Here is a 25413-nt window from a genome sequence, read left to right as displayed (position 1 = left end):
GATGCACATCAAAAAGGCGCCTGCACAGCGGTGAGGCATTCTTGCCTGCCGGGCGCCACGGGGAAGACGTGACATTGAGCCCATTCCTGCAGGTGTGCGGGCTGACGCGGCGCTATGGCGGCGTCGCCGCGCTCGACAGCCTGACCCTCGATATCGCCCGTGGTCAGGTCACCGGCCTCATCGGCCCCAACGGCGCCGGCAAGACGACGCTGCTCAACGCCCTCACCGGCCTGGCGCGGCCGGATTCCGGCAAGGTGCTGCTGGAGGGCGACGACGTGACCGGCCTGCCCGCGCACCTCATGGCCGGCAAGGGCGTCGTGCGCTCCTTCCAGATCGTGCGGGAGCTCTCCAGCCTCACGGTGTTCGAGACGCTGCTCGTCGCTCCGCCGGGGCAGAGGGGGGAAACCCTGCTCGGCGCCCTGTTCGGTCGCCGGAAATGGTGGGCGCAGGAGCGGGAAAATGCCGGCGCCGCGCGCGCCCTGCTGGAGCGGGTCGGGCTTTTGAAGCTCGCCGACCAGCCCTCCTCACTGCTTTCGGGCGGCCAGAAGAAGCTGCTGGAGATGGCCCGCGCGCTGCTCATGCGGCCGAAGCTGATCCTGCTCGACGAGCCAGGCGCCGGCGTGTCGCCGCCGCTGCGGCTGGAGATCGTGCGGCTGGTGCGGGAGCTGAAGGCGGAAGGCCTCTCCTTCGGCATCGTCGAGCACGACATGCACCTGGTGGAGGAGGTGTGCGACCGGGTCCACGTCCTGGCCCAGGGCCGTGCCCTCGTTTCCGGAACCTTCGCCGAAGCCACCGCCGACCCGCGCGTGGTCTCCGCCTATCTCGGGGTCGCCGCATGATGACGCCGCCGCCCGATCCCCGCGACCACGCCCTCGCCGTCAGCGGCCTGCGCGCCGGCTACGGCCGCGGCGGCGACATCGTCTGCGGCATCGACTTCGCCCAGAAGCCGGAGAGCATCGTCGCCGTCATCGGCCCCAACGGCTCGGGCAAGTCCTCCTTTATCAAGACGCTCGCTGGCCTCGTGCCCACGCGCGCCGGCAGCGTGGTCGTCACCGGCCGCGACATCACCGCGCTCTCGCCGGCGCGGCGGGTGGCGGCGGGCCTCGCCTATGTGCCGCAGGAAGCGAACATCTTCGCCACCCTCACCATCGCTGAAAATCTCAAGCTCGCCACCGAGTTCCTGCGCGGCCGCGCCGGCGTCGGCCCGGAACAGCGGGCGCGCGTCCTCGACCTCTTCCCCGAGCTCGGGCAGCGGCCGCGGACGCTCGCCGGTAACCTCTCCGGCGGACAGCGGCAGATGCTGGCCTTCGCCTGCGCGCTCCTCGCCAATCCCGAGGTGCTGCTGCTGGACGAGCCGTCCGCCGGACTGTCTCCCCGGATCGTCGGCGAGACTATGGAAGCGGTGGTGCGCGTGCGCGAGGCCGGCGTCACCGTGCTGCTGGTGGAGCAGAACGTCGCCGCCGCCCTCGGCATCGCCGACGAGGTGGTGGTGCTGGTCGCCGGCCGCCTCTCGCTCAGGGCCTCGGCCGCCGACATTCGCCAGGCGGACCTCGCCGGCCTGTTCTTCGGAAAGGCGGCCTGAGCCATGGTCCTCCAGCTTCTCCTCAACGGCATCGTCACCGGCCTCCTTCTGGCCCTGCCGGCGCTCGCGCTGACGCTCGTCTTCGGCATCCTGCGGTTCGCCAATTTCGCGGTCGGCGCCATGCTGACCCTCGGCGCCTATGCGGCCTACACCGCCAACGTGCTCCTCGGCTGGCCGCTGCCGCTGGCCGCCGCCTGCGCTGCGGCCAGCGTCGCCCTTGCCGCCCTGCTTGCCGAAACGCTGGTATTCGAGCGGCTGCGGACGCGCGGCTCCATCACGCTCCTGGTCGCCTCCATGGGCGTCTCGCTGGTGATCGAGAACTTCTGCCGCTTCACCTTCGGCAACGCCGCCCGCAGCTTCGATCTGGCGGTGGCGCGGCCGATGCGCTGGAACGGCCTGCGCATCAACCACGAGCAGATCATCACCGCCGGCGTCGTGCTGGTCGCCCTGGTGCTGCTCCACCTGCTCATCACCGCCTCGCCCCTCGGCCGCGCCATGCGCGCAGTGGCGGACAATGCCGCCCTCGCCGCCGTGCGCGGGGTGGAGCGGCGCACGGTCGCGCGCATCACCTTCGCCCTCACCGGCGCGCTCATCGGGCTTGCCGGCGTGCTGGCGGGGCTCGACCGCGCCATCGATCCGCTGATGGGCTGGAACTACCAGACCCCCATCTTCGCCGCCGCGATCCTCGGCGGCCTGGGAAGCCCCATCGGCGCGGTCGCAGGGGCGATCCTCATTGGCGTCGCGGAGGAGATGTCCGCGCTCATCCTGCCGGTCAGCTTCCGGCAGATCGTCAGCTTCGGCGTGATCCTGCTGCTGCTCCTGTTCCGTGCCAACGGCCTGTTCGGGGCCAAGGCCATCCGCAAGTGAGGGCCGCACGATGATCTCCTACCTCGTCACCGTCGTCATCTTCGTTTCCATCGCAGCGCTGGTGGGGCTTGCCCTCAACCTGCAATGGGGGCTTGCGGGGCTGGTCAATTTCGGCGTCGCCGGCTTCGTCGCGCTCGGCGCCTACACGCTCGCCATCACCGCGCCGCACGTGGGCTGGTTCGCCGGTCTGGCGCTGGCCGCGGCCGTGTGCGCGGTCGTCTCCATGCTGCTGTCGCTGCTCACCATCCGGCTGGAGGAGAATTACCTCGCCATCGTCACCATCGGCTTTGCCGAGGTGGTGCGCATCCTGCTGCTCAATCTCGGCGACCTCACCGGCGGGGCGCTGGGCATCGCCGACATTCCCCGCCCCTTCGCCGGCCTCACGCCGGCCGGATGGGGTGACGGGGCGATCCTCGCCTTCGCGCTCACGCTGGTTGTGGTGGTGTTCGCCTTCAGCGAGGCGCTGGTGCGCTCGCCGTTCGGGCGGGTGCTGCGCGCCGTGCGCGACGACGCCACCGTGGCGGCAGCCCTCGGCAAGCCGGTGCTGGCGCTCCGGGTGCGGGCCTTCGCCGTGGGCGGCGCGATCATGGGGATGGCCGGGGCGCTGCACGCCTTCTTCCTCACCTATATCGACCCGAGCCAGTTCACGCCCATCATCACCGCCTACGCCTTCATGGCGGTGATCGCCGGCGGGCGCGGCTCCAACCTCGGCCTCGTGCTTGGTGCCGGGTCCATCATGCTGATCCTGGAGGCAACGCGCTTCCTCAAGGATGTGATCCCCGGCATCGACGGCGTGCAGCTCTCGGCGCTCCGGCTGGGGATGATCGGGGTCGGCATCGTCCTGCTGCTCATCATGAGGCCCGAGGGGTTCGTGGCCGAGCCCCACCGGCGCCTCGCCGACTTCTTCCCGCCGGAAAGCGAGAAAGCCTGATGCCCCGCGTCACCCCCCTTTCAGCGGTGGACCTGCCGCCGTCCCTGGCTGACGTTTTCTCCGCCTTCGCCGGCGGCTATTCGGACTTCCGCGACCAGGCGGCCGTGCTCGCCCACGTGCCGCCGGCCCTCGACCACCTCTATCGGATGCTGATGGAGCTGCGCGCGCGGGAAGGCGTGCCCTTCCGCTACATCGAGCTGGCGGTCGTCACTGTCTCCAAGCTCAACGCGTGCCCTTACTGCGTCTCGCACCATACCCCTCTGCTGGAGGTGGAAGGCGTGCCGGCCGAGGCGGTGGCGGTCCTGCCCGAGAGCGACCATCCCGCCTTCGATGCCGCCGACCGCGCGGTGATCGACTATGCGCGGCTCGTCACGACGCGCGCCTGGGGCATCCGGGAGCAGGCGTTCGTGGAGCTGCGCCGGCACTTCACTGAGGCCCAGATTGTCGAGCTGACGCTGCGCGCGGCGCTCGCCGGCTTCTTCAACCGCTTCAACGACGCGCTCCAGATCGACGACGGCGCCGCCGAGGCGCTGCTTCACCTTCACCCCGAACCGAACACAGCAACAGGAGACACGCCGTGAGCCATGGTCTGCCCCTCACCCGCCGGCACGTGGTCGCCGGCCTCGCCTCGCTTCCTGCGGCCGCTCTGCTGCGCCGGCCGGCCGCGGCGCAGGCTGCCGAGATTCCGATCGGCATGGTGCTGCCCTTCTCCGGCGCGACAGGGCCCTATGGCCCGGACATGAAAAAGGCCGCGGAGATGGTGGTGAAGAAGGTGAACGATGCCGGAGGCCTCCTCGGCGGGCGCCCCCTGAAGCTGTTCATCGAGGATTCCGAAACCAACCCGACGGTCGGCGTCACCGGTACGAAAAAGCTGCTGGAGGTGAACAAGGTGGAGCTCGTGGGCGGCTTCTGGGGCAGCCCGATCGCGCTTGCGGCCAAGCCTATCATCCTCGCCGCCGACAAGGTGCAGATGGTGTCCTGCGCCGCCAATGCGGTGACCGAGGGCGACACCAAGGGCCTCGTCTTCCGCTTCCAGGCGAAGAGCACCTCCTGGGGCCCGGCAGGCGCCAAGGTGATGGAGAAGATCGGCGCCAAGACGGCGGTGGTGCTGGCCCAGCAGAATCCCTTCGTGGTGGCCATGATCGAGCCCTTCAAGGCGGAGTTCGCCAAGCTCGGCGGCAAGGTCACCGAGGTGGTCATGTACAACCCCGACCAGCCCTCCTACCGCTCCGAGGTGGAGAAGGCCTTCGGCGGCGAGCCGGACGCCGTCTTCTGCCTGTCGCTGCTCACCGACTTCGTCTCCATCGCCAAGGAGGCCTATCGCGGCGGCTTCAAGTCGAAGATCGTCGCGCTCTCCATCGGAGCCGACGCGGAGGGCAAGTTCCTCCAGGCCGTGGGGCCGGAGGTGGCGAACGGCATCTATCACCTCCAGCCCGCGCCGCCGCTCGAGTCCGCGTCCTATAAGAAATTCGTGAAGGAGATGGGCGCGCCCGCCGGCACGGTGTTCCTGTTCGCCGGCAACGCCCACGACCAGATCTGCGCCACCGCCCTCGCCATGGAGCACGCCAAGTCTTCCGACGCGAAGACATGGGCCAAGTCGGTCTTCGAGGTCTGCAATCCTCCGGGCGAGGAGGTGGACGACGTGGTGAAGGGACTCGAACTCATCCGCGCCGGCAAGAAGATCAAGTTCGTCGGCGCCGGCGCCACCTGCGACTTCGACGCGAAGGGGACCAGATCAACCGCTCGTTCCTCGTCCAGGTGATCAAGGACGGGAAGAATCAGACGGTGAGCGTCATCTCCTGACGGCTGCGAGGACGCCCTCCTCCCCGGCCTGTGCGGGGAGGAGAGACGGAACAGCGAAGGTTTTCACATCCACGCGCGGGGTCGCCGCACGTGAACCGACAAGCCTTGCCCGAACCGGGACAAGGGAGGATCAACTATGCCCAAACCCATGCATCTGTGCGGTTTCCTGATCGCCGGCCCGGTGGTTCACAGCCACGCCATCTGGCGCAACCCGGCTCACGAGACGCCGTTCCTCAGCCTCGACCATTACGTGCGGATCGCCCGCCTGCTGGAACAGGGCTGCTTCGACTTCCTGTTCTTCGCCGACCGCCTCGCCATCGCCGACCGCTACGGCGACAGCCATGCGGCGGGCCTGAGGCGAGGCGACCAGGACGCGACGCGCATGGACCCCATGCCCATCCTCGGCGCCATGGCGGCCGTGACGCGTCATATCGGCCTCGGCGCCACGCGCTCCACCACCTATGATGCGCCCTACAACCTCGCCCGCGAGTTCGCGACCCTCGACCACATCTCCGGCGGCCGCGCGGCCTGGAACGTGGTCACCTCCATGAACGACGGCGAGGCGCTGAACTTCGGTTCCGTACCCCACCTCGGCCATGACGAGCGCTATGACCGGGCCGACGAATTCATGGAACTGGCGTTCAAGCTCTGGGACAGCTGGGACGAAGACGCCCTCGTGCTCGACCGGGCAGCCGGCATCTATGCCGATCCCGACAAGGTGCATTACGCCAACCACCAGGGGAAGTGGTTCCAGTCCCGCGGCCCGCTCAACATCCCGCGCAGCCCGCAGGGGCGGCCGGTGATCGTGCAGGCGGGCTCGTCGGGGCGGGGCAAGGCGTTTGCGGCGCGCTGGTCGGACATCATCTTCGCGCTCCAGCCGAACCTCGAGCGCATGCGGGCCTTCAAGACGGATGTGGCAGCGGCGCTGGAGGCCGCCGGCCGCCCGCGCGGCGCCAGCAAGGTGCTGATGGCCATCATGCCCTTCATCGGCGCCACCCGCACCGAGGCGGAGGCGAAGCAGGCGCTGCACGATTCCCTCGCCGATCCCGTCGCCGGCCTCTCGACGCTGGCGGCCCACGCCAACACCGACTTTTCGGGCCTACCCATGGACGCCACGGTGAAGGAGATCGCAGCCTCGGGCAGCCAGGGCAACCTTGCGGCGCTGCGCAGCATCACGCCCGACGGCGGCATGACCATCGCCGAGGCCGGCGGCGTCTATGCCCGCGGCGTCATGTGTCCGCGCGCGGTGGGCACGGCGCAAGAGGTGGCGGACCAGCTCATCGCCATCATCGACAGCGGGGCGGCCGACGGTTTCGTCATTTCCCCCGCCTTCCTGCCGGACACGTTCGAGGATTTCGTGACCCAGGTCGTTCCCCTGCTCCAGTCCCGTGGATACCTGAGGCGGGGCTATGCCGGAGGACACTTGCGCGACCTCCTCGCGGAGGGAGCGCAATGATGCAAGCCTCCCGCAGCGACGACGCCCCGCCAGCCGTCGATGCGGCGACGTTCAAGGCCGCCATGCGCGCGCTCGCCGCCAGCGTCACAATCATCACCTCATGCAGGGATGGCCAGCTCAACGGCATGACGGCGACGGCCGTGTGCAGTGTCAGCACCGCGCCGCCGCAGATCCTCGCGGTCATCAACCGGGACACCACCTCGCATGGCCTGATTGCCGAAAGCGGCGCCTTCGCCGTCAACATCCTCGCCGAGCACCAGCAGCATCTCGCGGGCCGCTTCGCGCAGCGCCTCGACGACCCCTTCGACGGCGTCGCGCATGAGCGCGGCGGCACCGGTTGCCCCGTCGTCGCGGATGCGGTCGCCGTGCTCGAATGCCGGCTCCGCGACCGGCACCATGCGGGCACGCACACCATTTTCGTGGGTGAGGTGGTGGCTGTCCATACCCGCGCCGCCTCGCCTCTGCTCTACTTCGACGGCGGCTATCGGCGGCTGGCCGGATCGGGCCCAGCGGCCTCGTAGCGCGGTCGCCGGGCCGGACCCAGCTCCTTCGTGACGTTGAACGATCTGCCCGGGCGCAACGGCGCAGAAGTGGGCGCCTTCGTCCAGCCGGGCCTGCGGCTTGGTCGCCCGGAGCCTCGACCGGGCGCTGGAGGAGGCGTGAGCCCTCCTCCCGGCTCATCACATCAGAATGGTGGCACTTCCGTTGGCACCTGGTTCGTGCCGCAAACAAAATATAATTATTCTCCGCCGCTTATGTGAAACTTGCGGCGCCCTCGACCGGCACCACCTGCAAAACGATCAACGCGGGTCGACGCTCGCATTCCGGCCAGTGACATGCTCCTGCAACCTTCCTATGTTGGCACCGTCGGCGCGAAGCGGAAGGGAGAGGCCTGCGGATGCCTGAAGCAACCAACGTGCTCCTCGTCTACCCCCGTTTCACGCAGCCCTCCTTCTGGCGCAACCTGGACATGGCGCGTGTCCTGGGCGCCCGTTGCATGGCGCCGCCTCTGGGTCTCGTCACCGTCGCGGCCATGCTTCCGGCCACATGGAAGCCGCGACTCCTGGACTGCAACGTCGAGGATCTGACCGCCGACGCGCTCGGCTGGGCCGACTTGGTCTTCGTGAGCGGAATGCTGCCGCAGCGACCGGAGGCCCTGCGGGTCATCGCCATGGCGCAAGCCGCCGGCAAGGTGGTCGTGATGGGCGGACCCGATGTCTCATCGAGCCCCGATGCCTATGCCATCGCGGACTTCCGGGTCGTCGGCGAGGCCGAGGGCGTCATCGACAGCTTCGTCGCGGCGTGGGAGGGCGGCGCCCGCAAGGGGCTCTTCACGGCGCCGGAGACCAAGCCGGACGTCACCACGACGCCCGTGCCCCGCTTCGATCTGCTCAAGCTTAAGCATTATCTCTTTGTGGGCGTGCAATATTCCCGTGGATGCCCCTTCACCTGCGAGTTCTGCGACATCATCGAGCTCTACGGCCGTGTCCCGCGCGCCAAGGGCACCGCGCAAATGCTCGCCGAGCTCGATGCACTTTACGAGCTCGGCTATCGCGGCCATGTCGATTTCGTCGACGACAACCTCATCGGCAACAAGAAGGCGGTCAAGGCCTTCCTGCCGCACCTGATCGCCTGGCAGAAGGAACGGGGCCATCCCTTCCAATTCTCCACGGAGGCCTCTCTCAACCTCGCCGACGATCCGCTGCTGCTCTCCCTGCTCTCCGACGCCGGCTTCTTTCTCGTCTTCATCGGTATCGAGAGCCCGGACGATGAGGTGTTGCGCTCGACGCTGAAGAAGCAGAACACCAAGCGAAACATCGCCGAGAGCGTGCATCGCATCTATGCCGCCGGGCTGCTGGTCATTGCCGGCTTCATCATCGGGTTCGACAACGAGCGGCCGGACGTGGGCGAGGCCATGGCGGAACTGATCGAGGCGGCGGCCCTCCCGGTGGCGTCGCTGGGCCTCCTCTTCGCCCTGCCGGACACCCAGCTCTCGCGCCGGCTGGAGCGGGAGGGGCGGCTGTTCCCCCTCACGAGCGAGATGTTCAAGCACGGCGACCAGACGGGCGCCGGCCTCAACTTCACCACGCTCCGATCCCGCGCGGAGGTGCTGCGCGGGTATCGCGACGTCTACGCCCGCATCTATGCGCCGAAAGCCTTTTTCGCCCGCGTGCGGCGCGTCGTCAGCCTGGTGAAGGGTCGGCAGCCCGACGGGGAGGCCGCACCGATCGATCCGCGCCAGCTCGCCGCGGACCTCGCGCGTCTCTTCCGCCTGCTCTTCAAGATCACCGTCCGCCACCCCGGGACGGCCGTCCACCTCTGGCCTCTGGTGCTGCGCGGGCTCAACGGCCGGCTGGAAACCATCGAGCCGCTCATGGTGATGGCCCTGTTCTATGTCCATCTCGGCCCCTTCGCGCGGCAGGTGACGAAAGAGATTTCCGAGCAGATCGCCGACATCGAGGCCGGGCGCTGGGTCGATCCCCACGTACCGGCGCCGCCCCCGGCGCTCGCCGCCGCCGGGTGAGGCCGCTCACGCGGGTCTTGCCAGCGGATCCTTCCGTTCAATTCTGTTCTGTGCAAACCCGGACCGACGGGCGCGACCCCTCCCCGCTCCGCGCGCCGAAGGCATTCACCCCGCGCGCGCCTGCGGCGCGGGACCCGTCCATTTCTCCATCTTCCCGAGGAAGCCCCAGGCGGTCATCGCGAGGAAGACGGGAAGGGCAACGCTGCCGATGCCCGGCAGAAGGGTTGCGGCCGGCCCCGCCAGAGCGGGGGCGATCTGCGGGACGGCCTCCATCAGGCCGGCGGCGAGCGAGCCGATGATGCCGATGGCCGACTTCTTGCCGTTGAGCAGTCGGCCGATCGTCTGGCCGAGCGCGCCGTTGACCGTGCCGAGCCGCGGGCTGCCGCCGGCGATGGCAGTCACGGCTTGGATGATCTTCTGTAACTGCTCGGGGAGGTGCCGCCCGCCGCGGCACCTCCCTGGCTCTGGACACCCGAAAGGGCACCCAGAAGGTCGACCGGTCCGGCGATGGGCGTTGGCGGGAGGGTGGCCGGCGGGATCGGCGCGGGAGGCTTCGGCGCCAGCGCGGTGCCGCCCGCCGCCGCCGATGGCGCGAGGCCCTGAACCAGCGCCTGCAGCAGCATTGGCAGCACAAGCGCGAGCGGATCGGCGGTCACCGGCTGCGGCACAGCCGCATCCGGCCGCACGGCGGGGCGCGGGTCGACCGCGAGGTCGCCCGCGACAGCCGGCCGGCCGGCGGCGAGGGATTGCAGCAGCGTGGCGAGGACGATCCTGAGGGGGTCGCCCTGGCCCTGCGCGCTGGAGGCGTCCTGCATGGGCTTCTCCTTCAAGAGTGCCGCGATCACGAGCAGCAGAAGGTGAACAGGGTCGAGGGAGGCTGGCACGGGAAAGTGCTGCGGCAGCGGCACATCCCGTGGCACCGGGACATCCTGCGGCACAGGCGCGACCGCGATGGCATCCACCACCTCCTGGACCTTGCGGAGCAGCGCGTCGGCCTCGGGCCGGATCTCCGCCTCGCGGCGGCTGATGGGTCCCCAGTGCTTGCGCAGGACGCGCATCCCGACGGCCGCCGTCTCGACCGCAAAGATCGGGCGAGACTTGCACAGCTTCTGAAAGGCGACGCCTTCCCCGGTGCCGAAGTTCGCCGTCTCCCGAGGCCTGACACCCTCCTGGAAGATGGACAGGTAGCCGTCGTCGTCGCCCTTCGAATGGAGCGCGAACAGGCGGGGCAGCTCGGAGCTCGCCGCCCGCGCGTTCCAGCTCATCTGGAACAGTCCGGCTTCGGCCGTCTCGGCGTCGGTATTGTCCGCCGACACATCCCGCCCTTCATTGTACTTGCCGCCGCTCTCGCGCATCCCAAGTCCGATCAGCAGCACGAAGAGGTGACGGAGCGGGGCCGGGCCCGAGGAGGCATTCTCCATTCCGGCGGCGCGGAACTCGGCCGCGTACCAGGCGAGAGCGTCGGTCGCCTCCTTGCCACCGTCGGCGGCCGCCATGATGAGCGCCGCGGCATCGCGCGCCTTCCATTTGGCGTAGACGTGCGCGAACGCGACGGCCATCCCCTTGATGTAGCCGCGCGGGGCGAGACTGCCGCTCCACTTCTGCCGGATGAGGGGCGAGCCGGCGGCAAGCCTCACGATCTCCTCGATGGCCTCGGCGGTGAGGCGCACTTCCGGCGCCGCGGCCGGCCGGACGGTGGACGACGCCAGGAGAATTCCCCAGGTGTGCGATCCGACGACGCCGTCCACGAAGAGATTGTTCCGCAACTGGAACGCGCGCACCGCTGCATCCGTGTCCTCGCCGAAATCACCGTCCGCCTCGATGCCGAGGAGGGTCTGGAGGTCGACCACGGCAGGCCCGCTGTCGCCCCGGCGGAGCCGCGGCGGAAAGACGGGAGAAGGACTGAGCGGCACGCCGGAGAGGTCATACGTCCAGGGAGACGGGTCGTCATAGAGCGCGGGATCATCGATCACCGAGATGTGGATATGCTCGCTGTGGTCGCCGGGCCCCTGGTTTCTTCTGCGCCATTTCCATGGATCGACGGTACTGCTGAAGATCTGGCCGTTGAAGATGACGTATTTGATCCGGCGGTCCCGTTCTTCGCGGAGCGAATCGGCGAAGGCCTGCGCGTCGAAGCCGTGTTCGGGATCGTGGGTGACGTCGAGTGCCGTGACGATGCCGGCGCCATCCCGATGGACGTGGGGGTTGTGGTCGGTCTTGTTGCCGAGGGCCCGATGGCGGGTATCCCCGATGGTCCCGTCATTGTGCCGGTCTCGATCGGGAAACTTGTGGTCGATATCGTCGATCAAGGCTTCGAGGCTTCTCGCCAGGCGGTCCTGGCCGTCGGTCTTCCACACCATGTCCGCCCTCCCATGTGAGCGCTATGGCATCGAACTCCAGCTTCGCGAGAACTTGGATGTTGCATTCGATCGGCCGCGCACGGCCCGCCGCCTGATGTTCACAGGCGGTGGGCCGTTCCGGCCAAGTGAAGGCTCAACAAGTGGGGCTGAGGAAAGACAAGATCGGGCCGCTCCGCATCCCTCATTTGGGTGATACGAGCGCCTTACCACGCCGTCACGCGCGAAGGCCGGCGGCTTTCGCGCGGACCCGTTCGAGCCGATGGACCTGATCGGCCGCGACGCAGGCCGGGCCCGGGACGCGCGCGCGGAGCGCCCCATGTGCCCTTGCGCGACCGGGGGGACGCCGGCGCCGGCCCCGATAAATCGCGCAGCGCCCCTTGCGGCGGGATCGCCCCATGACCATCTGCCATCCACATGGATGGTGCAGGGATGGTAAAATGGCTGAGAAGGTGCACGAACTGCGTCCGCGGCCTCCGGAGAGCGAGAAGATCACCATCAACCTCGGCTATGTCGACCTGGGTCAGGTCGACCTGCTGGTGCGCGAAGGGTTCTATTCCAACCGGACCGATTTCATTCGCACCGCCATCCGCAACCAGCTCGACCGGCACGACGAAGCTCTCAGGAAATCCCTGGCGCGACATCAGCTCGACCTCGGCCTCCGGCGCTACAGCCGCGCGGATCTCGAGGCCGCGCAGGCCGCCGGCGACATGCTCCATATCCAAGTCCTCGGAATGGCCGTCATCGCCGATGACGTCTCGGCGGAGCTTGCCCGCTCAACCATCGCATCCCTTCAGGTGCTCGGCGCCCTGCAGGCCAGCACGGCGGTCAAGGCGGCGCTGGCCGATCGCATCTGCTGACCACACGAAACCGCCAGCGCTGGACACCGGCCCTTCCCGCAGGCCGCGCTCCGCGCTTTGCCGAACTGATCCGAGAGGAGCCATTCCAAATGGCGATACGATCCAAGATCGACTTTGTGGAAGCCACGCGCCTCACCCGCCTGGGGCGGCTTGACGAGGCCATGGCCGTTCTGCGCGGGAGCCTTGCGGAACCCCGTCACGCCGATATGCCGCCCGACGTCGATGAGGGCGCGACGTCCTTCGTCGATCTGCTGCCCCCATCGGCGGAGACCGGAAGCGCCTGGACGGCGCCCGGGGTTCCATCTCCGGCGCAGCCCGGCACCGCGAATTCCCCTACAGGTCTATGGATCGAGGGGCTGCTCGATCTCGTGCGCAATCGGAAGCCGGCGAGCGGCCGCGACGCCGGCATTTCCGGCATCACAACGCCGGTGCCCACGGCCCGGGACGCGCACTTCGAGGAGCGCAGCTTTGTCAATGAAGCGGGGCGCCGGGCCTACAAGCTCTACGTGCCGGGCAGCTTCGACGGCGAGCCGCTGCCGCTCCTGGTGATGCTGCACGGCTGCACCCAGTCACCCGACGATTTCGCGGCCGGGACGCGCATGAACGAGCTTGCGGAAGAGCACACCTTTCTTGTCGCCTACCCGGCCCAAAGCCACGACGCCAATGCCTCCGGATGCTGGAACTGGTTCAATGCCGGCGACCAGCGGCGCGACCGGGGCGAGCCTTCGCTGATTGCCGGCATCACGCGCCAGATCATGTCCGATTTCCCGGTCGACCCCGAGCGGGTCTTCGCCGCCGGCCTGTCCGCCGGGGGTGCGACAGCCGCGATCATGGGCGCGACCTATCCCGATCTCTATCGGGCCATCGGCGTGCATTCCGGACTGGCCTGCGGCGCCGCTCGCGACATGCCGTCCGCGTTCGCGGCCATGCGCCAGGGCGGCAATCCGGCCGCGACGGGAGCCTCCCATCGCACCGGCGGACGGATCGTCCCGACCATCGTTTTCCACGGCGACGGCGACAGGACGGTACATCCGCTGAACGGCGCCCAGGTGGTCGCGCAAGTGGCCGCTCAGGTCCATGCCGAGGTGAAGCTCGGGACGACGGTCACGTCCGGACAGACCCCCGGCGGCATCGGCTATACCCGACAGGTCCAGAGCGACGAGACGGGACGCAGCGTGCTGGAGCACTGGGTGCTCCACGGCGCCGGCCACGCCTGGTCCGGCGGCAGCGCATCGGGCTCCTACACCGAGCCACGGGGGCCGGACGCCAGCCGCGAAATGGTGCGCTTCTTCCTCCAGGACAGTCCGCCGCCAGCCGGCGGCTGACCGGGCGGCGGATGAGCGGGCGGCGGGCCTGCCCCCGTCCCATGCTCCGGAGTGCGTGGCGGCATCGTCTTCCACTCCTCCGGGCGCTCAATGCGGCGGCATCGGAATGAAAACGGGCGGGACGCCGGGGAAATTGCTGCGGGCCTTGATGGCTGCATCGTCCGCGCCCTGCGGCTTCAGATAGACATAGAAGCGGTTGTTCCGCTCGACGATGTCGTCCCGCGGGGCGCTGCTGCGGCTGATGAGCATGTCGCTCTGGATGAGGACATGCATATAGCCGGGAATAAGCTGGGACCAATCGTCCACATCCGCCTGAAACAGCAGCGAATAGGCCTGTCCTCCCTGCAGCTTCACCACGCCCCAGCCGGTATTTTGAGGTGCCTGCGAGGGAACTTCCCGCCAGCTGAGGCCGACTTGCACGAAGGCCCGCGCGGGGCTGAGCATGACGTAGAGCGGATGTGCCGGGTCGCGATTCTGCATGTTCAGCGTGGCGCGATAGGACTTTCCATCGGGCTCGTAGGACACGCGCACGAGCTCGACGTAAAGCCCCTCCATGGCGGCGCTGCGCAGCGCCAGCGCCGCTTGGTCCTGCTGGGCGAGGGCCCGGCGCTGGTACCAGCCGACGCCGAAGTCGGCGAGGAAGCCGAGGCCCACCAGCAGCACCAGCCAGTGCAGCGGCCGCCATTCCAGAACATCGGAGACCTTGCCCAGGCGCGCCGCCGATGGTGCGGAGGCCCGTGCCCGCCGCGAGGGGGCGGTGTCGCGAATGCGGGCGCTCAGCGTTTCGGGTGAGGTTCCGACCGACGCCGGCGGAGCCTCGTCGGCACCGGGCCCCGGCCCCTCCGCCGCATCCATGGCGACGAGCGTCTCCCAAAGGCTGACGATGAGCTCGTCCTTCTGCGCCTGCGTGAGACCGGCCAGGTCCGGAAGCTTGGGTCGGCTCACGGAACGATCATCCCGTCGGCGATATGGATCACCTCATCCGCCTGCGCCGCCAAAGCGAGATTGTGGGTGACGAGCAGAAGCGTCGTGCCACGTTCGCGGTGGACCCGCCCCAACAGCGCGATGATCTCGCGCTCGGTCTGTTCGTCGAGGTCGGCGGTGGGCTCGTCCGCCAGCAGCAGCGCCGGCTCGCCGATGAGGGCGCGGGCGATGGCGACGCGCCTTTGCTCGCCCGCGGACATTTCCGAAGGAAAGGCGTCGAGATGGGCGCCGAGGCCCAGCTCCTCCAGCAAGGCGGTCGCGCGGTCATAGGCATCGGCATGCCCGCCGTCGAGCAAAAGAGGCAGCGCGGCATTGTCGAGCGCGCGCAAGGTCGGCAACAGGCTGGCGAACTGGAAGACGTGGCCCACCCGGCGATTGCGGAAGCGCGCGAGATCGCGGCGTCCCAGCGCCCAGATGTCGACGCCCTCGATCACCACCCGGCCGGCGGAGGGCCGGCTCAGCCCGCCGATCATCGCCAGGAGCGAGGACTTCCCCGAACCCGACCTGCCGATGATGGTGGTGTACCGCCCCGCAGCCACATCGAGGTCGACGCCGCGCATGGCGTGCACCGGCCCGCGGTCGGTGGCGTAGCTCTTTTCCAGCGCACGGCAGGCGAGCATATCAGCCCTCCCCCCGGATCAGGTCGTAAGGCTCGGCGCCACTGGCGCGCCAGGCCGGGACCAGCGCCCCGAGGGCGCCGATGAGCGCGGCAGAAAGAATGCACGCGACCGCCAGCAGCACCGTGGAGGGCCGGTCGAGCCACAGGAAGGGCACGCCCATCTGCGTGAGGTGGACGACCAGGGACCGCTCGAACAGGCGCAGCACCAGCGCGCCGATCAGAACGCCGGCAATCCCCCCGGCGCCGGTCGCAATCACCGCCTCCAGGACCGTCATGCCCACCACCTGCCCGCGCCGCGCGCCGATGGCCTTCAGGAGGCCCAACTCCGCGCGGCGCTCGGACACGATGGCGGAGAACAGCACGCTGATCATGATGGCGGTGGAGGCGAACATGAGCGTCACCAACGCCACCACCCCCCCCAGCAAGGCGGCAAGGCCCTGCCGGATGCCGGTGAGCAGGGACGCGCCGGTGACCACCTTGATGCCCGCCAGACGCGACAGGAGCGCGAAGCGCACCTGCAGTTCTCCCGCTCCGGGCGAAAGCTCGATGAGGAAGCCGCTCACCCGCGCGGGATCGAGCATGGGCGGCGTCACGCCCGTGCGCGCCAGGATCGCGGGCCCCAGCGCCAGGAGGCCCGTGGCGTGCAGGAACACCCCACGCTCGTGCGTGCCCACGCCGGTCGGGGACAGCTTCCCGTAGACCCGGAAGGGCGTTCCGAAGATCACGACCTCCGACCCCAGCGGCAGGCTGCGGGCGGCGCCGACGATGATGTCCCGCGGCCCCATGGCGCGCGGCAGGCGCTCAAGGATCCACGGCTGGACCGTGAAGTCCGTGTCCGGATCGAAGCCGATCAGGTCCACGCTCTCGCCATGGCCGCCGACGCCGGACAAGCTGGTGCGGAACACCCGTTGCGGCGTGGCCCGGCCGATGCCCGGAATGTCTGCCATCTCCAGAAGACCGGCCGGTACCGTGCTGTCGGTCGGCTCGACGGTCAGGAGCGCGACCGTGATGTTGGCGAGGGCGTCCTGCGCCACCACCATGAGGTCGGCGCCGAGGCGGCTGAAGCCCACTTCCATGCTGGTCTCGATGGAACGCATCATCACCGCGCCGGCAAAGGCGATGGCGCTGCTGATGGCGACCGCCGCCAGAATCAGGCCGGTGCGGGTGCGCCGGCGGCCGAGATTCTGGAGCGCGAGGCGCAGGATCAGGAAGCGCGCGCCCGGGGCGTGAGCCATGAGCCGCTAGGTCCGTTCGCGGGCCGGGACGGGGCGCAGTCGCCGGTTCATAGCGTGCACGAGCGGGTGTGCTTCATGTGGGCCATTTCGGTGGGCACGATCACGCAGTCATGGTGACCGCCGGTGCTCGGCAGGATGCCGATGAGGGTGTCGGTGGCCGTCTCGATCACCGCGATGCCGCTCGACAGGCGCTGGAAGCCGCTGAAGGGCACCACCACATACTTGCCGTCGTAGGTGATGGCTGGGGTCTGAAGATCCGGGCCGATGCCCTGGATCTCCTTCCGGATGGTCCAGGTGTCGGTGTCCACCACCATGATCCCGCTGGCTGCCGGCGAGGGATGCAGCACCGAGAGGTAGAGCGTCCTGGAATCCAGGGAGAAGACCATGTGGAAGGGATTGGGATACTTGCCCCGCCATAGTGGATCTTCCACGTGGGCGATCTTCTTCCATTTACGTGGGTCGGGATCCTGCGTCGAGAAGACCGAGCAGTTGTTCTCGCGCAGGTTGTTCATCATGCACAGGTAGCGGCCGTCGGGGGAGAAGCCGATCTCGTGGCCGGGAGAGTGGATCTTGTCGAAGGTCACCTCCCAGTGGTCCTTGTCGATCTTGGCTACCTCGTACTGGTCCTGCGATGCGGTGTTGAACTGAAGGAAGGCAACCGGCTCGAAATTGTTCTCCGCATCCAGGATGGCGATGCCGCCGCACAGGCGGACCACGGTGGCGGCCCAGCGGCCGGTGGGGTGCCAGATGGTGCCGTCGGCACCGGAAAGCCCCATGGGATCGTCGCCGGGCAGCGTGCCCTCCTCGACGAACAATTCACCCATGGGCACCATCTCCCACTCGATCTTCTGCCCCTTGGTGCCGAGATAGTCGTATTTTCCGGTGGCGGCGTCGGGATAGATCTTCGAGATCTTAAGCACTCCGCCATCCTGCCAGGCGCGGTCGAGCCTGGTGGAATTGGCGACCCAGTCGAACTTCAGCGCCGCCTTCACCCGCGAGGTGGTGCGATCGAAGCAGGCGGCGATGTCCTTCTGCCCGTCGGTGACGAAATAGGACTGGGCGTCCTTGGGGTTGACCGTGACGTGTACGCCGAGGCCGAGGCCCGTGGCCTCGGAGACGTTTTCCAGCAGCTGCATCTGCGCGCCGTCAAAGCGCACACGGTAGATGTTGAAGCCGGGGGCCGGCTCGACGATGTTGGTGGGAATCCCGTAGATCAGCGAATTCTTGCCGCCCTGCGTGCTGTTGATGAACTCGAAGCCGTTGTAGGGATCGGCGCTCGGGAAGGCGCACAGGTGGTGGGCGATGGGGTTGAAGTCGCCGTAGTTCCAGTACCAGATGGAGGCCATCACCCGGTTGGTGTTGAGGTCGAGCGCATAGGCGCCGCCGCCCATCTTGGTGGGCAGCACCGCCACCCATTTGCCGAGGCTGCGGCCGTCGAAATTGGCGCGGGACTCGACGAGCTCGCGGGCGATGGGCGCGCTCTGGGCCTGGGCGACCACGGCGCCGCCCGCGCTCTGGCCCGGTCCCGACCCGCCCAGGACGCCACCCAGGACACCGTCCAGGGCGCCGCCCTGCACCGCGTGATAGCCCAGCGCCGCCGTCTCGCCCACCACGGCGGTGGCGGCGGCGATCTTGAACATGTTGCGGCGGGTGAAGGCGGGTTCCCGGTCCTGCTCCGTCACCGGCGCGGCCTTGGCCCTCGCCGCCAGGGCATGGGCCTGCTTCTCGCGCAGATACGTTTGGAACGCCTCGTGGTCTGACCGGGTGACTTCCGTCCGGCGGGCCAGGAAGGCGCTCACATCCGAGGGCGTCGCAGGCGCACCGCCGATCTCCTCCTGCGCCGGCGGCGGCATTTCCAGCCGCGGGCGCTCCGCGTGTTCCGCCTTCGCAGGCTCGCTGAACTCGCTCATGTCCCCAAGCCCTCCTGCGATGCGATGCGGTCCCGGAAAATCCTGGCGCGGGACACTAGGGTTCGGCGTCCTTCGGCGCCGTGCGCCTGGCGCTCCGGCGCGCGGTGCTCCGCGCGGGCACGGAACGGGCCGCCTCCGCCAGCAGCACATCCTTGGCGCGGTTGATCTTGGTCGAGAGATAGTTGGAGCCGCCCCGGTCGGGATGCACCAGCTGCATCAGCCGGCGGTGAGCCGCCCGCACCGCCGTTGCCGAGGCGCCGCGCTCCAGCCCGAGCACGTCCAGCGCCTCCTCGGCGCTCATCTCGCCATCCTCGTGGCGCACCACATGCCGCCGTGTGCGCGGGGTCGCGCCGGAATCGATTCGCGTGGAAATCTCCGGCCGGCCCGCATGGATGAGATAGTCTTCCAGAACGATGGCGGCGCGGCGCGCCAATTCGGGATCGGGCGGCGGCTGTCCGAAGTCTCCACGCATCTGGTCCACCGGCGGCTCGCCCTCGCGCCACAGGGGACGGAAGGCCTGGCGCGGGAGGAAAACCCGCCAGTTGAGGAACGCCGGCACCGCCAGCATCGCCGCGCCCAGCACCATGGCGGCCGTGTGCTGCTCATGGACCAGCAGCAGGATCAGGCTGGGAACCGCCGCCACCGCGGCGCCGAACAGCAGCCAGCGACCGGCCCGCACCAGGGTCCCGGGGTCGGAATGGAGCAACCAGTCCGCGAATTTGAAGGCGGTGATGACGAACGAGATGCCGAGCGCGACGGAGCTGAGGATCATGCCGAGGCTCATGCGGACCTACCTTCAGCGGAGCGGCAGAAATAGCCACGTCCAGGTTGGTATTGAAACACCTCGATACCCTTTGCCGGAAGCAGAGAGTATCGCGGCTGAAGACCTGCAAGAGAGTCGGAAGAAACATTTCCTATTGCGCCGAAGGTATGGGTGGCGCTTGAAAATAGCAACGATTTCCCGCATCGCCTTCTGGTCCGCGGATGCCGTTTTCAGTAGGGTTGCCGACGAGATGCACCTATTGCGGAGCATCCGTTCCGAGGCCGCCATGGCGAGGCTCACGCCCTTCATCACGCGCAATCCTGTCGCCGCCGGAGCCTTTGGATTCGCCGCCCTCGGATTGATGGCGTTCGCCCTGTCGGACCTTCACCGGACCGAAGGCTTCGGAACCGCGCGCGCCGTTGCGCCGCGTTCGGCCCAGGCGCCGGAGGGTCTGTCCGTGCGCCTCGAAAGCCTCGCCCGCGAGGCGGATATGAACCCGGACCAGATGCCGGCGTGGCGCGCCTTCTCCGGCGCAATGCTCGACCTGCAGCTCATGACCCGCAGGTTCGAGGCGCGGGTGGCGGCGGGCGAGGCCGTTGAGGAGCCCCGGGAGCGGGCGACCCACGCCCTGATGTTCGGGGCGGCGCTGTCCGAGATCGACCGGAGCCTGTCGCCCCGGCAGGCGCAGACCGTCCGTCGCGCCATTGACCGAATGATGCCGACCCTGATCTGCCGGGGCCTTTCGGCGAGCTGAGCCATGGTGCCGATCCGCGCGATGCCGGTTCCGGCAGTCCGGGCTGGGAAAGGAGCGAAGCGTGTGGCGATGGCTTCCGGTCGGGCGGGCCGCCCGGCGGAATGGCTCATGGCGCACATATCCGATCGAGCGCGTGCCTGAGCAGCGCGATCCCGGCATCGATCTGATGCGTCTCCACATGGGTGCGGTGGTCATCGGCACCGTGGGCTCCAGGGAAAAGCCGAGATCGCCCGCAGCAACGGCTGCCGGCATGCGATCGTGAGGGGCGAGCAGGACTTCGTGAAGGAGGTGCGGGGCATCACCGGCGGGGAAGGCGTGCGCGTGGTCTATGATTCCATCGGCAGGGACACCTATGCCGGCTCCATCGACTGCCTGCGCCCGCTGGGCATGATGGTGAACTACGGCAATGCCTCAGGTCTCGTGGAGTCCGTCAACACCCGCGAGCTGACGTTGAAGGGCTCGTTGTTCTTCACCCATCCAAGCCTGTTCGTGTATATGCGCAAGCGCAGCGATCTCCTGGCGTCCTCCCGGCATTTCTTCGAACTGGTCGAGGCGGGAGTGCTGAAGATCCACGTCAGCCAGTCCTATCCCCTGGCTGAGGCGGCCAGGGCCCATGCCGACCCGGAAGGCCGGCGCACGACCGGCTCCTCCATCCTCGTCCCTTGAACACCCCGGCGCAGCAGGGCACGGACCAGTCGAGCCGGACGTTCCGCGCGGATAAGCCCAGCCCCCGCCGGTCGGGCATGCGGGCGGCGGCAGATGCGCTCCGTCGCCCGCGTCGGTCGACCTGTCCCCGGGACAGGCGAAACTCAATCGGCGGCCCCGTCGGTCGCATCCTGGGCCGCGCCCCAGTGCGGGTCCTGCGCACCGGCAAAGGTCGGGATGCTGGAGGACGCGGGCAGCTTGCGCAGTCCGGCCGGCACGCGCACCGCCGGCGCAGCCTCGTTGAAGAACAGGGCCGGCGAGGTCTCGTTGCCGTATTTCTGGAAGAACTGCTCCTGCTCCATGTTCTCCTTGGTCACGGTCTCGTCGGCATACGCGTTGCCGACGATCCCCATGCCGACCAGGGCGAGCGTGCCGAAAGTGGTCAGGAGCTTCAGGCGGGTATTCATGTTCGTTCTCCATGTCTGGTGTGGAGAGAACATAGAAAACGCGCGGCGCCGCCGAAATCAGCCGTCGATTTCGTGGGCTAGTCCTTACATCTGGGCGCAATACACCTTGGTATGATCCGGCCGTCCCGGCCCCTTCCGCTCAGGACAGGAAGTGGCCCATGGCGATGCCCGCCAGGGCCGCCGACGCGGCGATGCCCAGGGTCTCCAGCGTCGCGCGGACCACCGAGCGCTTCGCCACCAGCCCTCGGCCGACGCCGAGCACCACCAGCAGCACGGTGGTGAGGCCGAGCGAGACCATGCGGGCGCTGTCCATGGGCAGGAAAGCGAACGGCAGGACCGGCGTGAACCCGGCGAACAGGTCGGATACGAACATCCAGAAGGCATGCGAGGTGGGGCTCGCCCCGTCGTCAGCCTCCGCGAGTTCCGTGCGCAGGCCCGCCACGGCGCGCGGCGCGCGGGCAAGCGCGTCGGCCACCCGCGTCACATCCTGGGGGGCCATGCCGCCACGGGTCAGCGCCGCCGTGATGGCATCGGCCTCGGTCCGCGCCACCGCCGGATCCACCGGCCCGTCGCGCCGAGCCCGGCGGGCATCGCGCACCGATTCCGCATCGAGATAGCTTCCGGCCATCATGGAGACGGCGGCGGCCGCCGCGCCGGTGGCGCCGGCGATCAGCACCGTGCGCGGATCATTGGTGCTGATGGCGACACCGAAGACGAGGCCGAAAATGGAGACGGTGCCGTCCTCCATGCCGAACACCACATCGCCGATGGAGGCCTTGAGCGAGGCGAGGACACGCGCGGACGCCGACATTCGTATTCTCCTTCCGGCCGACCTTTGCTGTCTTCCACGCCCGGGTGCGGAAGAAAATGGATTCCCGCCGGTGCGAACCAGGAGGCAGGAAGCGCATACCACATCCCGCCCGCCTTCGTTGCCGGCGCAGGCGTGTCCATGCGTCGCGATCCGTGATCAACCAGCTGAGCCGGCGAGAGGTTCGCAAGGCCATCGGCGCGGTGCGATCGACGCGGAAGGCGAAGGCCGCTCACACTTCGGCCCGAACGGCGGCGATCATGACGCGGTCGCGGCCGGCGCCCTTCGCGGCGTAGAGCGCTTCGTCCGCCCGGTTGATGATCGTCGCCGGCGGCTCTCCCGGCGCGATGTGGCGGATGGCGATCCCGATGCTCACGCTCACGCGTTCCAGCGACAGATCCGCCGGCGACGGGACCATCGCCGCGACGCCGGCCCGGATCCGCTCCCCGACATGCAGCGCGCCGGTCGCATCCGTTGCCGGCAGGATGACCACGAACTCTTCGCCGCCGTAGCGGGCCGCGAAATTGCCCGGCCGGCGGATGGAACGCAGGATCTGCCGGCCGACGCGCGCCAGCACCTGATCGCCCACGCCATGGCCATGGCGGTCGTTGACCTTCTTGAAGTCGTCGATATCGATCATCAAAACGGCCAGGCTGGTCTTGTCCCGCGCCGCGCGGCGCACTTCCGTCGCGACCGCCATGTCGAAGGCGCGCCGGTTGGGTAGCCCCGTCAGCCCGTCGGTCACGGCAAGCATCTCAAGCTCGGCCTCCATCTCGCGGCTGCGCAGCAGGGCCAGCTGCAGCGAGCGGAACATCAGCAGGATGATGACGCACATGGCGGCGGTCACCGCGGACCATATGATGGCTTGCTCGTTCCACTCACGGAGGGCTTCGGCGGTGGAAATGCCGACGGACAGCACGAGCGGAAAGTTCCCCACCACGGAATAGACGTAGTAGCGCTCCGTCCGGTCGAAGGCCGACCGCTCGGTGAACGGCCGGTAGCCGTTCATCATCCTCAGGAACACCGGAGACCGCGCAACGCTGGCACCCACGTTGCCGTGGCCGTCCGTCGAGGGAAACCTTAGAATCACGGTTCCGTCGGTCCGCGTCAACGCGATGGCGGTTCCCGCCCTAAGGGTCACCGTCTCGAGGAGTGATTGAAAATACGCGATGCGGACCGCGCCAAGGACCACCCCGTAAAAGCGGCCATCGTGATCTGAGACACGCCGGCTCAGGGCGATGCTGGGATCGCCGCCGCGAAGCCGACTTGCAAACGGCGCGCTGACATAAGTGCCGACATAAGGCTGGAGTTGCGCCTTGAAATAGTCCCGGTCGGCAAAATTTCCCCGACGTGGCGGCGTCTCGACTGAATCGTAGACGATGTCACCCTCTCGATCGAGGACCAGCATCGAGCCCAGATATTGCGCCCCGGCGGCCCGATCGAACAGCACCATTCTTCTCAGATCGGATGGCAGGTCGGCGACGCCGGGCGCGGTCACCGCATCTTCCAGCCCGATCAAGGACAGCTCGATGACGCTGAGGTTGCGCTCGATGTTCGATGCGACCGTTCGCATCACGTTCTCGGCTGAGCGCGTAGCGAGCAACCAGGTCGCCTGGTACGATCTCCACAGGGACAGGCCCTGGGCGAGCAGGATGACGATGACCAGGGCGCCCAGAGCGAACGACTGGTAGTTGCCGCCAACCAGACGCCTCCAGACGCTATCCATTGCGAGGCATCCTCATTGGCCCCGAACTCGCTCGGCCAGAAAGCTTGCTCGGACCAGCAGGAAATTTCAACGCGGAATTATTCTGGATGAAAGGCGCAGCATTGTTCCTGCCGCCAGACGCATAGGTGTGCGTCCATGAAGGGCGTTCCGCAAAATGGGGAGATCACGGCTCATGATTTCCGCAGTTCCGCAGGAAATGTTGATCCGCTCCGGTTTCAAAGTCAGCCGCCGTCGCCGGCAATTGGGTGAGGATACGCAACGCGCGAGGGCATAAGACACGAAGGCGCGCTCCGCATCCCGCATTCTTCCATTGCGCGCCGGCGCAATTCGCACGTGGCACCGGAGCCGAATCGCGGTTACGGCGCCCCGCCGTGCCGATCGAGCTGGCATGCCCCCTTGCGAAGACACGCCGAACAGCCGCGCTGCCGCTTGCCTTTGGCCTCTGAGCCCCGGGGAGATATCCTTCTCCGCCCGGAGGCTTCCGGGGGGACAATCCGGGCGGGGAAACGAGAATGGCGGGCAAGTCCGCGACGCTGAGTTCGAGCGCGCTGTCGGCGGAGATATCGGCACTCGGCGCCGAGCTGGTGCAGTTGCGCGACCGCGACGGGCGCGACCTCCTCTGGCACGGCGATCCGGCCTTCTGGGGCGGCCGGGCGCCGCTGCTGTTTCCCATCGTGGGCCGGCTGCCCCACGACGAACTGGTCCACGACGGACGGCGCTACGGCATGAAGCAGCACGGTTTCGCCCGGCGCAGCCTGTTCGATCTTGTGGAACTGCAGCCGCAACGCGCCGTTTTCCGGCTCCTCCCGAACGCGGAAACCCGCGCGCAATACCCCTTCACCTTCGCCCTCGACGTCGCTTATGAGCTGACCGGCGCGTCGCTTGCGATCGAGGCCACGCTCCGCAATCGCGGACCCGAAAGCCTGCCGGCGAGCTTCGGCTTTCATCCGGCCTTCCTCTGGCCCCTGCCCTATGGCGGGCGCCGTGCCGACCATCGGCTGATCTTCGAGCAGCCGGAGACCGGGCCGGTGCACCGTCCGTCCGGGGGCCTCCTTTCGGCCGCGACGGAACCCAATCCCGCGGCGCGCGCGATCCTCACGCCCGACGATGCGATGTTCGAGCGCGACGCGCTCATTTTCCTCAATGTCCGCTCACGCCATGTCCGCTACGGTGTGCCGGACGGGCCGGGTCTTGAGATCGCCTTTCCGGGGATGCCGGACCTCGGCCTCTGGACCAAGCCGGGTGCGCCGTTCCTGTGCATCGAACCCTGGGCCGGCCATGCGACGCCGGAGGGAGATGAGCGCCCCTTCGTGGAGAAGCCGGGGCTCGTGCATCTCCCGCCGGGCGCCGAGCACGACTTCGCCATGACGATCAGGTGGCTGCCCGACATCACCGCCTGATCGGCAAACCTGCGGGAGTCACGCCGGGGTCCGGGCCGGCTTGACCGGTCCCACATCGACCAGGATCTCGTCGCCCTCCACCCGCAGCTCGTACGGGTGAAGCGCATTGCGAACCAGGTGTGTCACACACTTGCCGCTGGTGCCGTCGAAACCCCACATATGGATGGGGCAGGTGACGGTCTGCCCGTTGAAGGTGGCGTCGCTCAACGGCATGTCCGCATGCGGGCAACGCCCGCGAAAGGCCTTGAGCTCCCCGCCCGTGGGCCAAACCAGGAGCACGCTTTTGCGGCCGGCCTGGAAGAGGCCCATGCCCCCTTCGCTCACGGCACTCGTGTGACAGATAGAGGTGAACGCCATCGGGCCTGCCTTCTGAAAAGAACGTTCGCCCGAAGACACG

25 protein-coding genes are annotated in these 25413 nt (G+C 68.3%); 14 read left to right on the top strand and 11 right to left on the bottom strand.

From position 1 onward, the window contains the following. Positions 1-74 precede the first annotated feature (74 nt). The 9 genes from EZH22_RS16155 to EZH22_RS16115 all read left to right on the top strand — a co-directional run bounded on the left by EZH22_RS16155 (position 75) and on the right by EZH22_RS16115 (position 9163). On the top strand, positions 75-839 hold the full coding sequence (locus tag EZH22_RS16155) for an ABC transporter ATP-binding protein (RefSeq protein WP_203191573.1): 765 nt from the start codon (positions 75-77) through the stop codon (positions 837-839). Continuing rightward, a complete protein-coding gene (locus EZH22_RS16150) occupies positions 836-1582 on the top strand; it encodes an ABC transporter ATP-binding protein (protein WP_203191572.1) in 747 nt (248 codons plus the stop codon). Before EZH22_RS16155 ends, EZH22_RS16150 begins: the two co-directional genes overlap by 4 nt. Positions 1583-1585: 3 nt before the next feature. Further along, positions 1586-2449, top strand: a complete 864-nt coding sequence (locus EZH22_RS16145) for a branched-chain amino acid ABC transporter permease (protein WP_203191571.1) — start codon at positions 1586-1588, stop codon at positions 2447-2449. 10 nt (positions 2450-2459) lie between these two features. Further along, positions 2460-3380, top strand: a complete 921-nt coding sequence (locus EZH22_RS16140) for a branched-chain amino acid ABC transporter permease (protein ID WP_203191570.1) — start codon at positions 2460-2462, stop codon at positions 3378-3380. Further along, complete coding sequence (locus EZH22_RS16135; RefSeq protein ID WP_203191569.1) at positions 3380-3961, top strand: carboxymuconolactone decarboxylase family protein; 582 nt, start codon at positions 3380-3382, stop codon at positions 3959-3961. Before EZH22_RS16140 ends, EZH22_RS16135 begins: the two co-directional genes overlap by 1 nt. Further along, positions 3958-5142 carry an ABC transporter substrate-binding protein gene (locus tag EZH22_RS16130; RefSeq protein ID WP_203191568.1) on the top strand — a complete coding sequence of 395 codons (1185 nt, stop codon included), beginning with the start codon at positions 3958-3960 and terminating at the stop codon, positions 5140-5142. The genes EZH22_RS16135 and EZH22_RS16130 overlap by 4 nt, the downstream gene beginning before the upstream one ends. Positions 5143-5319: 177 nt before the next feature. Then, positions 5320-6639, top strand: a complete 1320-nt coding sequence (locus EZH22_RS16125) for an LLM class flavin-dependent oxidoreductase (protein WP_203191567.1) — start codon at positions 5320-5322, stop codon at positions 6637-6639. Further along, the gene (locus EZH22_RS16120; protein WP_203191566.1) at positions 6636-7160 is read left to right on the top strand and encodes a flavin reductase family protein; all 525 of its coding nucleotides are present in this window, start codon (positions 6636-6638) and stop codon (positions 7158-7160) included. Before EZH22_RS16125 ends, EZH22_RS16120 begins: the two co-directional genes overlap by 4 nt. Positions 7161-7537: 377 nt before the next feature. Next, positions 7538-9163 carry a B12-binding domain-containing radical SAM protein gene (locus tag EZH22_RS16115; protein WP_203191565.1) on the top strand — a complete coding sequence of 542 codons (1626 nt, stop codon included), beginning with the start codon at positions 7538-7540 and terminating at the stop codon, positions 9161-9163. Positions 9164-9268: 105 nt separating this feature from the next. Here the strand turns inward: EZH22_RS16115 and EZH22_RS16110 are convergent, their stop codons facing one another. Then, positions 9269-9565, bottom strand: a complete 297-nt coding sequence (locus tag EZH22_RS16110; RefSeq protein ID WP_203191564.1) for a hypothetical protein — start codon at positions 9563-9565, stop codon at positions 9269-9271. Then, positions 9562-11523: a peptidoglycan-binding domain-containing protein gene (locus EZH22_RS16105; RefSeq protein WP_203191563.1), complete on the bottom strand. Its 1962-nt coding sequence runs from the start codon at positions 11521-11523 to the stop codon at positions 9562-9564. The genes EZH22_RS16110 and EZH22_RS16105 overlap by 4 nt, the downstream gene beginning before the upstream one ends. A 437-nt stretch (positions 11524-11960) precedes the next feature. Here EZH22_RS16105 and EZH22_RS16100 point away from each other — a divergent pair, with 437 nt between their 5' ends. Then, complete coding sequence (locus EZH22_RS16100; protein ID WP_203191562.1) at positions 11961-12380, top strand: CopG family transcriptional regulator; 420 nt, start codon at positions 11961-11963, stop codon at positions 12378-12380. Positions 12381-12469: 89 nt separating this feature from the next. Then, a complete protein-coding gene (locus tag EZH22_RS16095; protein WP_203191561.1) occupies positions 12470-13705 on the top strand; it encodes an extracellular catalytic domain type 1 short-chain-length polyhydroxyalkanoate depolymerase in 1236 nt (411 codons plus the stop codon). Positions 13706-13792: 87 nt separating this feature from the next. Here EZH22_RS16095 and EZH22_RS16090 read toward each other — a convergent pair whose 3' ends face one another. From EZH22_RS16090 to EZH22_RS16070, 5 genes are read right to left on the bottom strand one after another with little or no spacing between them, the layout of a single operon-like run. After that, positions 13793-14650: a hypothetical protein gene (locus tag EZH22_RS16090; protein ID WP_203191560.1), complete on the bottom strand. Its 858-nt coding sequence runs from the start codon at positions 14648-14650 to the stop codon at positions 13793-13795. Next, the gene (locus EZH22_RS16085; protein ID WP_203191559.1) at positions 14647-15309 is read right to left on the bottom strand and encodes an ABC transporter ATP-binding protein; all 663 of its coding nucleotides are present in this window, start codon (positions 15307-15309) and stop codon (positions 14647-14649) included. The genes EZH22_RS16090 and EZH22_RS16085 overlap by 4 nt, the downstream gene beginning before the upstream one ends. A 1-nt stretch (position 15310) precedes the next feature. After that, positions 15311-16543, bottom strand: coding sequence for an ABC transporter permease (locus EZH22_RS16080; protein WP_203191558.1), 1233 nt, complete (start codon positions 16541-16543; stop codon positions 15311-15313). A gap of 47 nt (positions 16544-16590) precedes the next feature. Further along, positions 16591-18453 carry a hypothetical protein gene (locus EZH22_RS16075; RefSeq protein WP_231711003.1) on the bottom strand — a complete coding sequence of 621 codons (1863 nt, stop codon included), beginning with the start codon at positions 18451-18453 and terminating at the stop codon, positions 16591-16593. Between the two features lie 55 nt (positions 18454-18508). After that, entirely contained in the window at positions 18509-19237 is a 729-nt protein-coding gene (locus EZH22_RS16070) for a J domain-containing protein (protein ID WP_203191557.1), read from the bottom strand. 265 nt (positions 19238-19502) lie between these two features. On the opposite strand from EZH22_RS16070, the gene EZH22_RS16065 reads away from it, so the two are divergent. Together EZH22_RS16065 and EZH22_RS16060 are read left to right on the top strand one after the other, a co-directional pair. After that, positions 19503-19970 (top strand): hypothetical protein, encoded by a 468-nt coding sequence (locus EZH22_RS16065; RefSeq protein ID WP_203191556.1) that lies wholly within the window; start codon positions 19503-19505, stop codon positions 19968-19970. Positions 19971-20228: 258 nt separating this feature from the next. Beyond that, on the top strand, positions 20229-20636 hold the full coding sequence (locus EZH22_RS16060) for a zinc-binding dehydrogenase (RefSeq protein WP_203191555.1): 408 nt from the start codon (positions 20229-20231) through the stop codon (positions 20634-20636). Positions 20637-20779: 143 nt separating this feature from the next. Here the strand turns inward: EZH22_RS16060 and EZH22_RS16055 are convergent, their stop codons facing one another. From EZH22_RS16055 to EZH22_RS16045, 3 genes are all read right to left on the bottom strand, one after another. Beyond that, positions 20780-21082, bottom strand: a complete 303-nt coding sequence (locus tag EZH22_RS16055; protein WP_203191554.1) for a hypothetical protein — start codon at positions 21080-21082, stop codon at positions 20780-20782. Positions 21083-21221: 139 nt separating this feature from the next. After that, entirely contained in the window at positions 21222-21893 is a 672-nt protein-coding gene (locus EZH22_RS16050) for a VIT1/CCC1 transporter family protein (protein WP_203191553.1), read from the bottom strand. Between the two features lie 229 nt (positions 21894-22122). Then, on the bottom strand, positions 22123-23616 hold the full coding sequence (locus EZH22_RS16045) for a sensor domain-containing diguanylate cyclase (protein WP_203191552.1): 1494 nt from the start codon (positions 23614-23616) through the stop codon (positions 22123-22125). Positions 23617-24128: 512 nt separating this feature from the next. On the opposite strand from EZH22_RS16045, the gene EZH22_RS16040 reads away from it, so the two are divergent. Next, entirely contained in the window at positions 24129-25016 is an 888-nt protein-coding gene (locus tag EZH22_RS16040; protein ID WP_203191551.1) for an aldose 1-epimerase family protein, read from the top strand. An 18-nt stretch (positions 25017-25034) separates the two neighbouring features. On the opposite strand, the gene EZH22_RS16035 is transcribed toward EZH22_RS16040, so the two are convergent. Then, on the bottom strand, positions 25035-25373 hold the full coding sequence (locus EZH22_RS16035) for a Rieske (2Fe-2S) protein (protein ID WP_203191550.1): 339 nt from the start codon (positions 25371-25373) through the stop codon (positions 25035-25037). Positions 25374-25413 lie beyond the last annotated feature (40 nt).

This window comes from Xanthobacter dioxanivorans, assembly GCF_016807805.1.
Classification (GTDB): domain Bacteria; phylum Pseudomonadota; class Alphaproteobacteria; order Rhizobiales; family Xanthobacteraceae; genus Xanthobacter; species Xanthobacter dioxanivorans.
This window is presented reverse-complemented; position numbering and strand designations above follow the sequence as displayed.

Coding starts and splice junctions, on each gene's coding strand:
- EZH22_RS16150 (WP_203191572.1), top strand. CDS start 836: ATGATGACGCCGCCGCCCGATCCCCGCGACCACGCCCTCGCCGTCAGC.
- EZH22_RS16145 (WP_203191571.1), top strand. CDS start 1,586: ATGGTCCTCCAGCTTCTCCTCAACGGCATCGTCACCGGCCTCCTTCTG.
- EZH22_RS16140 (WP_203191570.1), top strand. CDS start 2,460: ATGATCTCCTACCTCGTCACCGTCGTCATCTTCGTTTCCATCGCAGCG.
- EZH22_RS16135 (WP_203191569.1), top strand. CDS start 3,380: ATGCCCCGCGTCACCCCCCTTTCAGCGGTGGACCTGCCGCCGTCCCTG.
- EZH22_RS16125 (WP_203191567.1), top strand. CDS start 5,320: ATGCCCAAACCCATGCATCTGTGCGGTTTCCTGATCGCCGGCCCGGTG.
- EZH22_RS16120 (WP_203191566.1), top strand. CDS start 6,636: ATGATGCAAGCCTCCCGCAGCGACGACGCCCCGCCAGCCGTCGATGCG.
- EZH22_RS16115 (WP_203191565.1), top strand. CDS start 7,538: ATGCCTGAAGCAACCAACGTGCTCCTCGTCTACCCCCGTTTCACGCAG.
- EZH22_RS16105 (WP_203191563.1), bottom strand. CDS start 11,523: ATGGTGTGGAAGACCGACGGCCAGGACCGCCTGGCGAGAAGCCTCGAA.
- EZH22_RS16100 (WP_203191562.1), top strand. CDS start 11,961: ATGGCTGAGAAGGTGCACGAACTGCGTCCGCGGCCTCCGGAGAGCGAG.
- EZH22_RS16095 (WP_203191561.1), top strand. CDS start 12,470: ATGGCGATACGATCCAAGATCGACTTTGTGGAAGCCACGCGCCTCACC.
- EZH22_RS16085 (WP_203191559.1), bottom strand. CDS start 15,309: ATGCTCGCCTGCCGTGCGCTGGAAAAGAGCTACGCCACCGACCGCGGG.
- EZH22_RS16080 (WP_203191558.1), bottom strand. CDS start 16,543: ATGGCTCACGCCCCGGGCGCGCGCTTCCTGATCCTGCGCCTCGCGCTC.
- EZH22_RS16075 (WP_231711003.1), bottom strand. CDS start 18,453: ATGAGCGAGTTCAGCGAGCCTGCGAAGGCGGAACACGCGGAGCGCCCG.
- EZH22_RS16070 (WP_203191557.1), bottom strand. CDS start 19,237: ATGAGCCTCGGCATGATCCTCAGCTCCGTCGCGCTCGGCATCTCGTTC.
- EZH22_RS16065 (WP_203191556.1), top strand. CDS start 19,503: ATGGCGAGGCTCACGCCCTTCATCACGCGCAATCCTGTCGCCGCCGGA.
- EZH22_RS16055 (WP_203191554.1), bottom strand. CDS start 21,082: ATGAATACCCGCCTGAAGCTCCTGACCACTTTCGGCACGCTCGCCCTG.
- EZH22_RS16050 (WP_203191553.1), bottom strand. CDS start 21,893: ATGTCGGCGTCCGCGCGTGTCCTCGCCTCGCTCAAGGCCTCCATCGGC.
- EZH22_RS16045 (WP_203191552.1), bottom strand. CDS start 23,616: ATGGATAGCGTCTGGAGGCGTCTGGTTGGCGGCAACTACCAGTCGTTC.
- EZH22_RS16040 (WP_203191551.1), top strand. CDS start 24,129: ATGGCGGGCAAGTCCGCGACGCTGAGTTCGAGCGCGCTGTCGGCGGAG.
- EZH22_RS16035 (WP_203191550.1), bottom strand. CDS start 25,373: ATGGCGTTCACCTCTATCTGTCACACGAGTGCCGTGAGCGAAGGGGGC.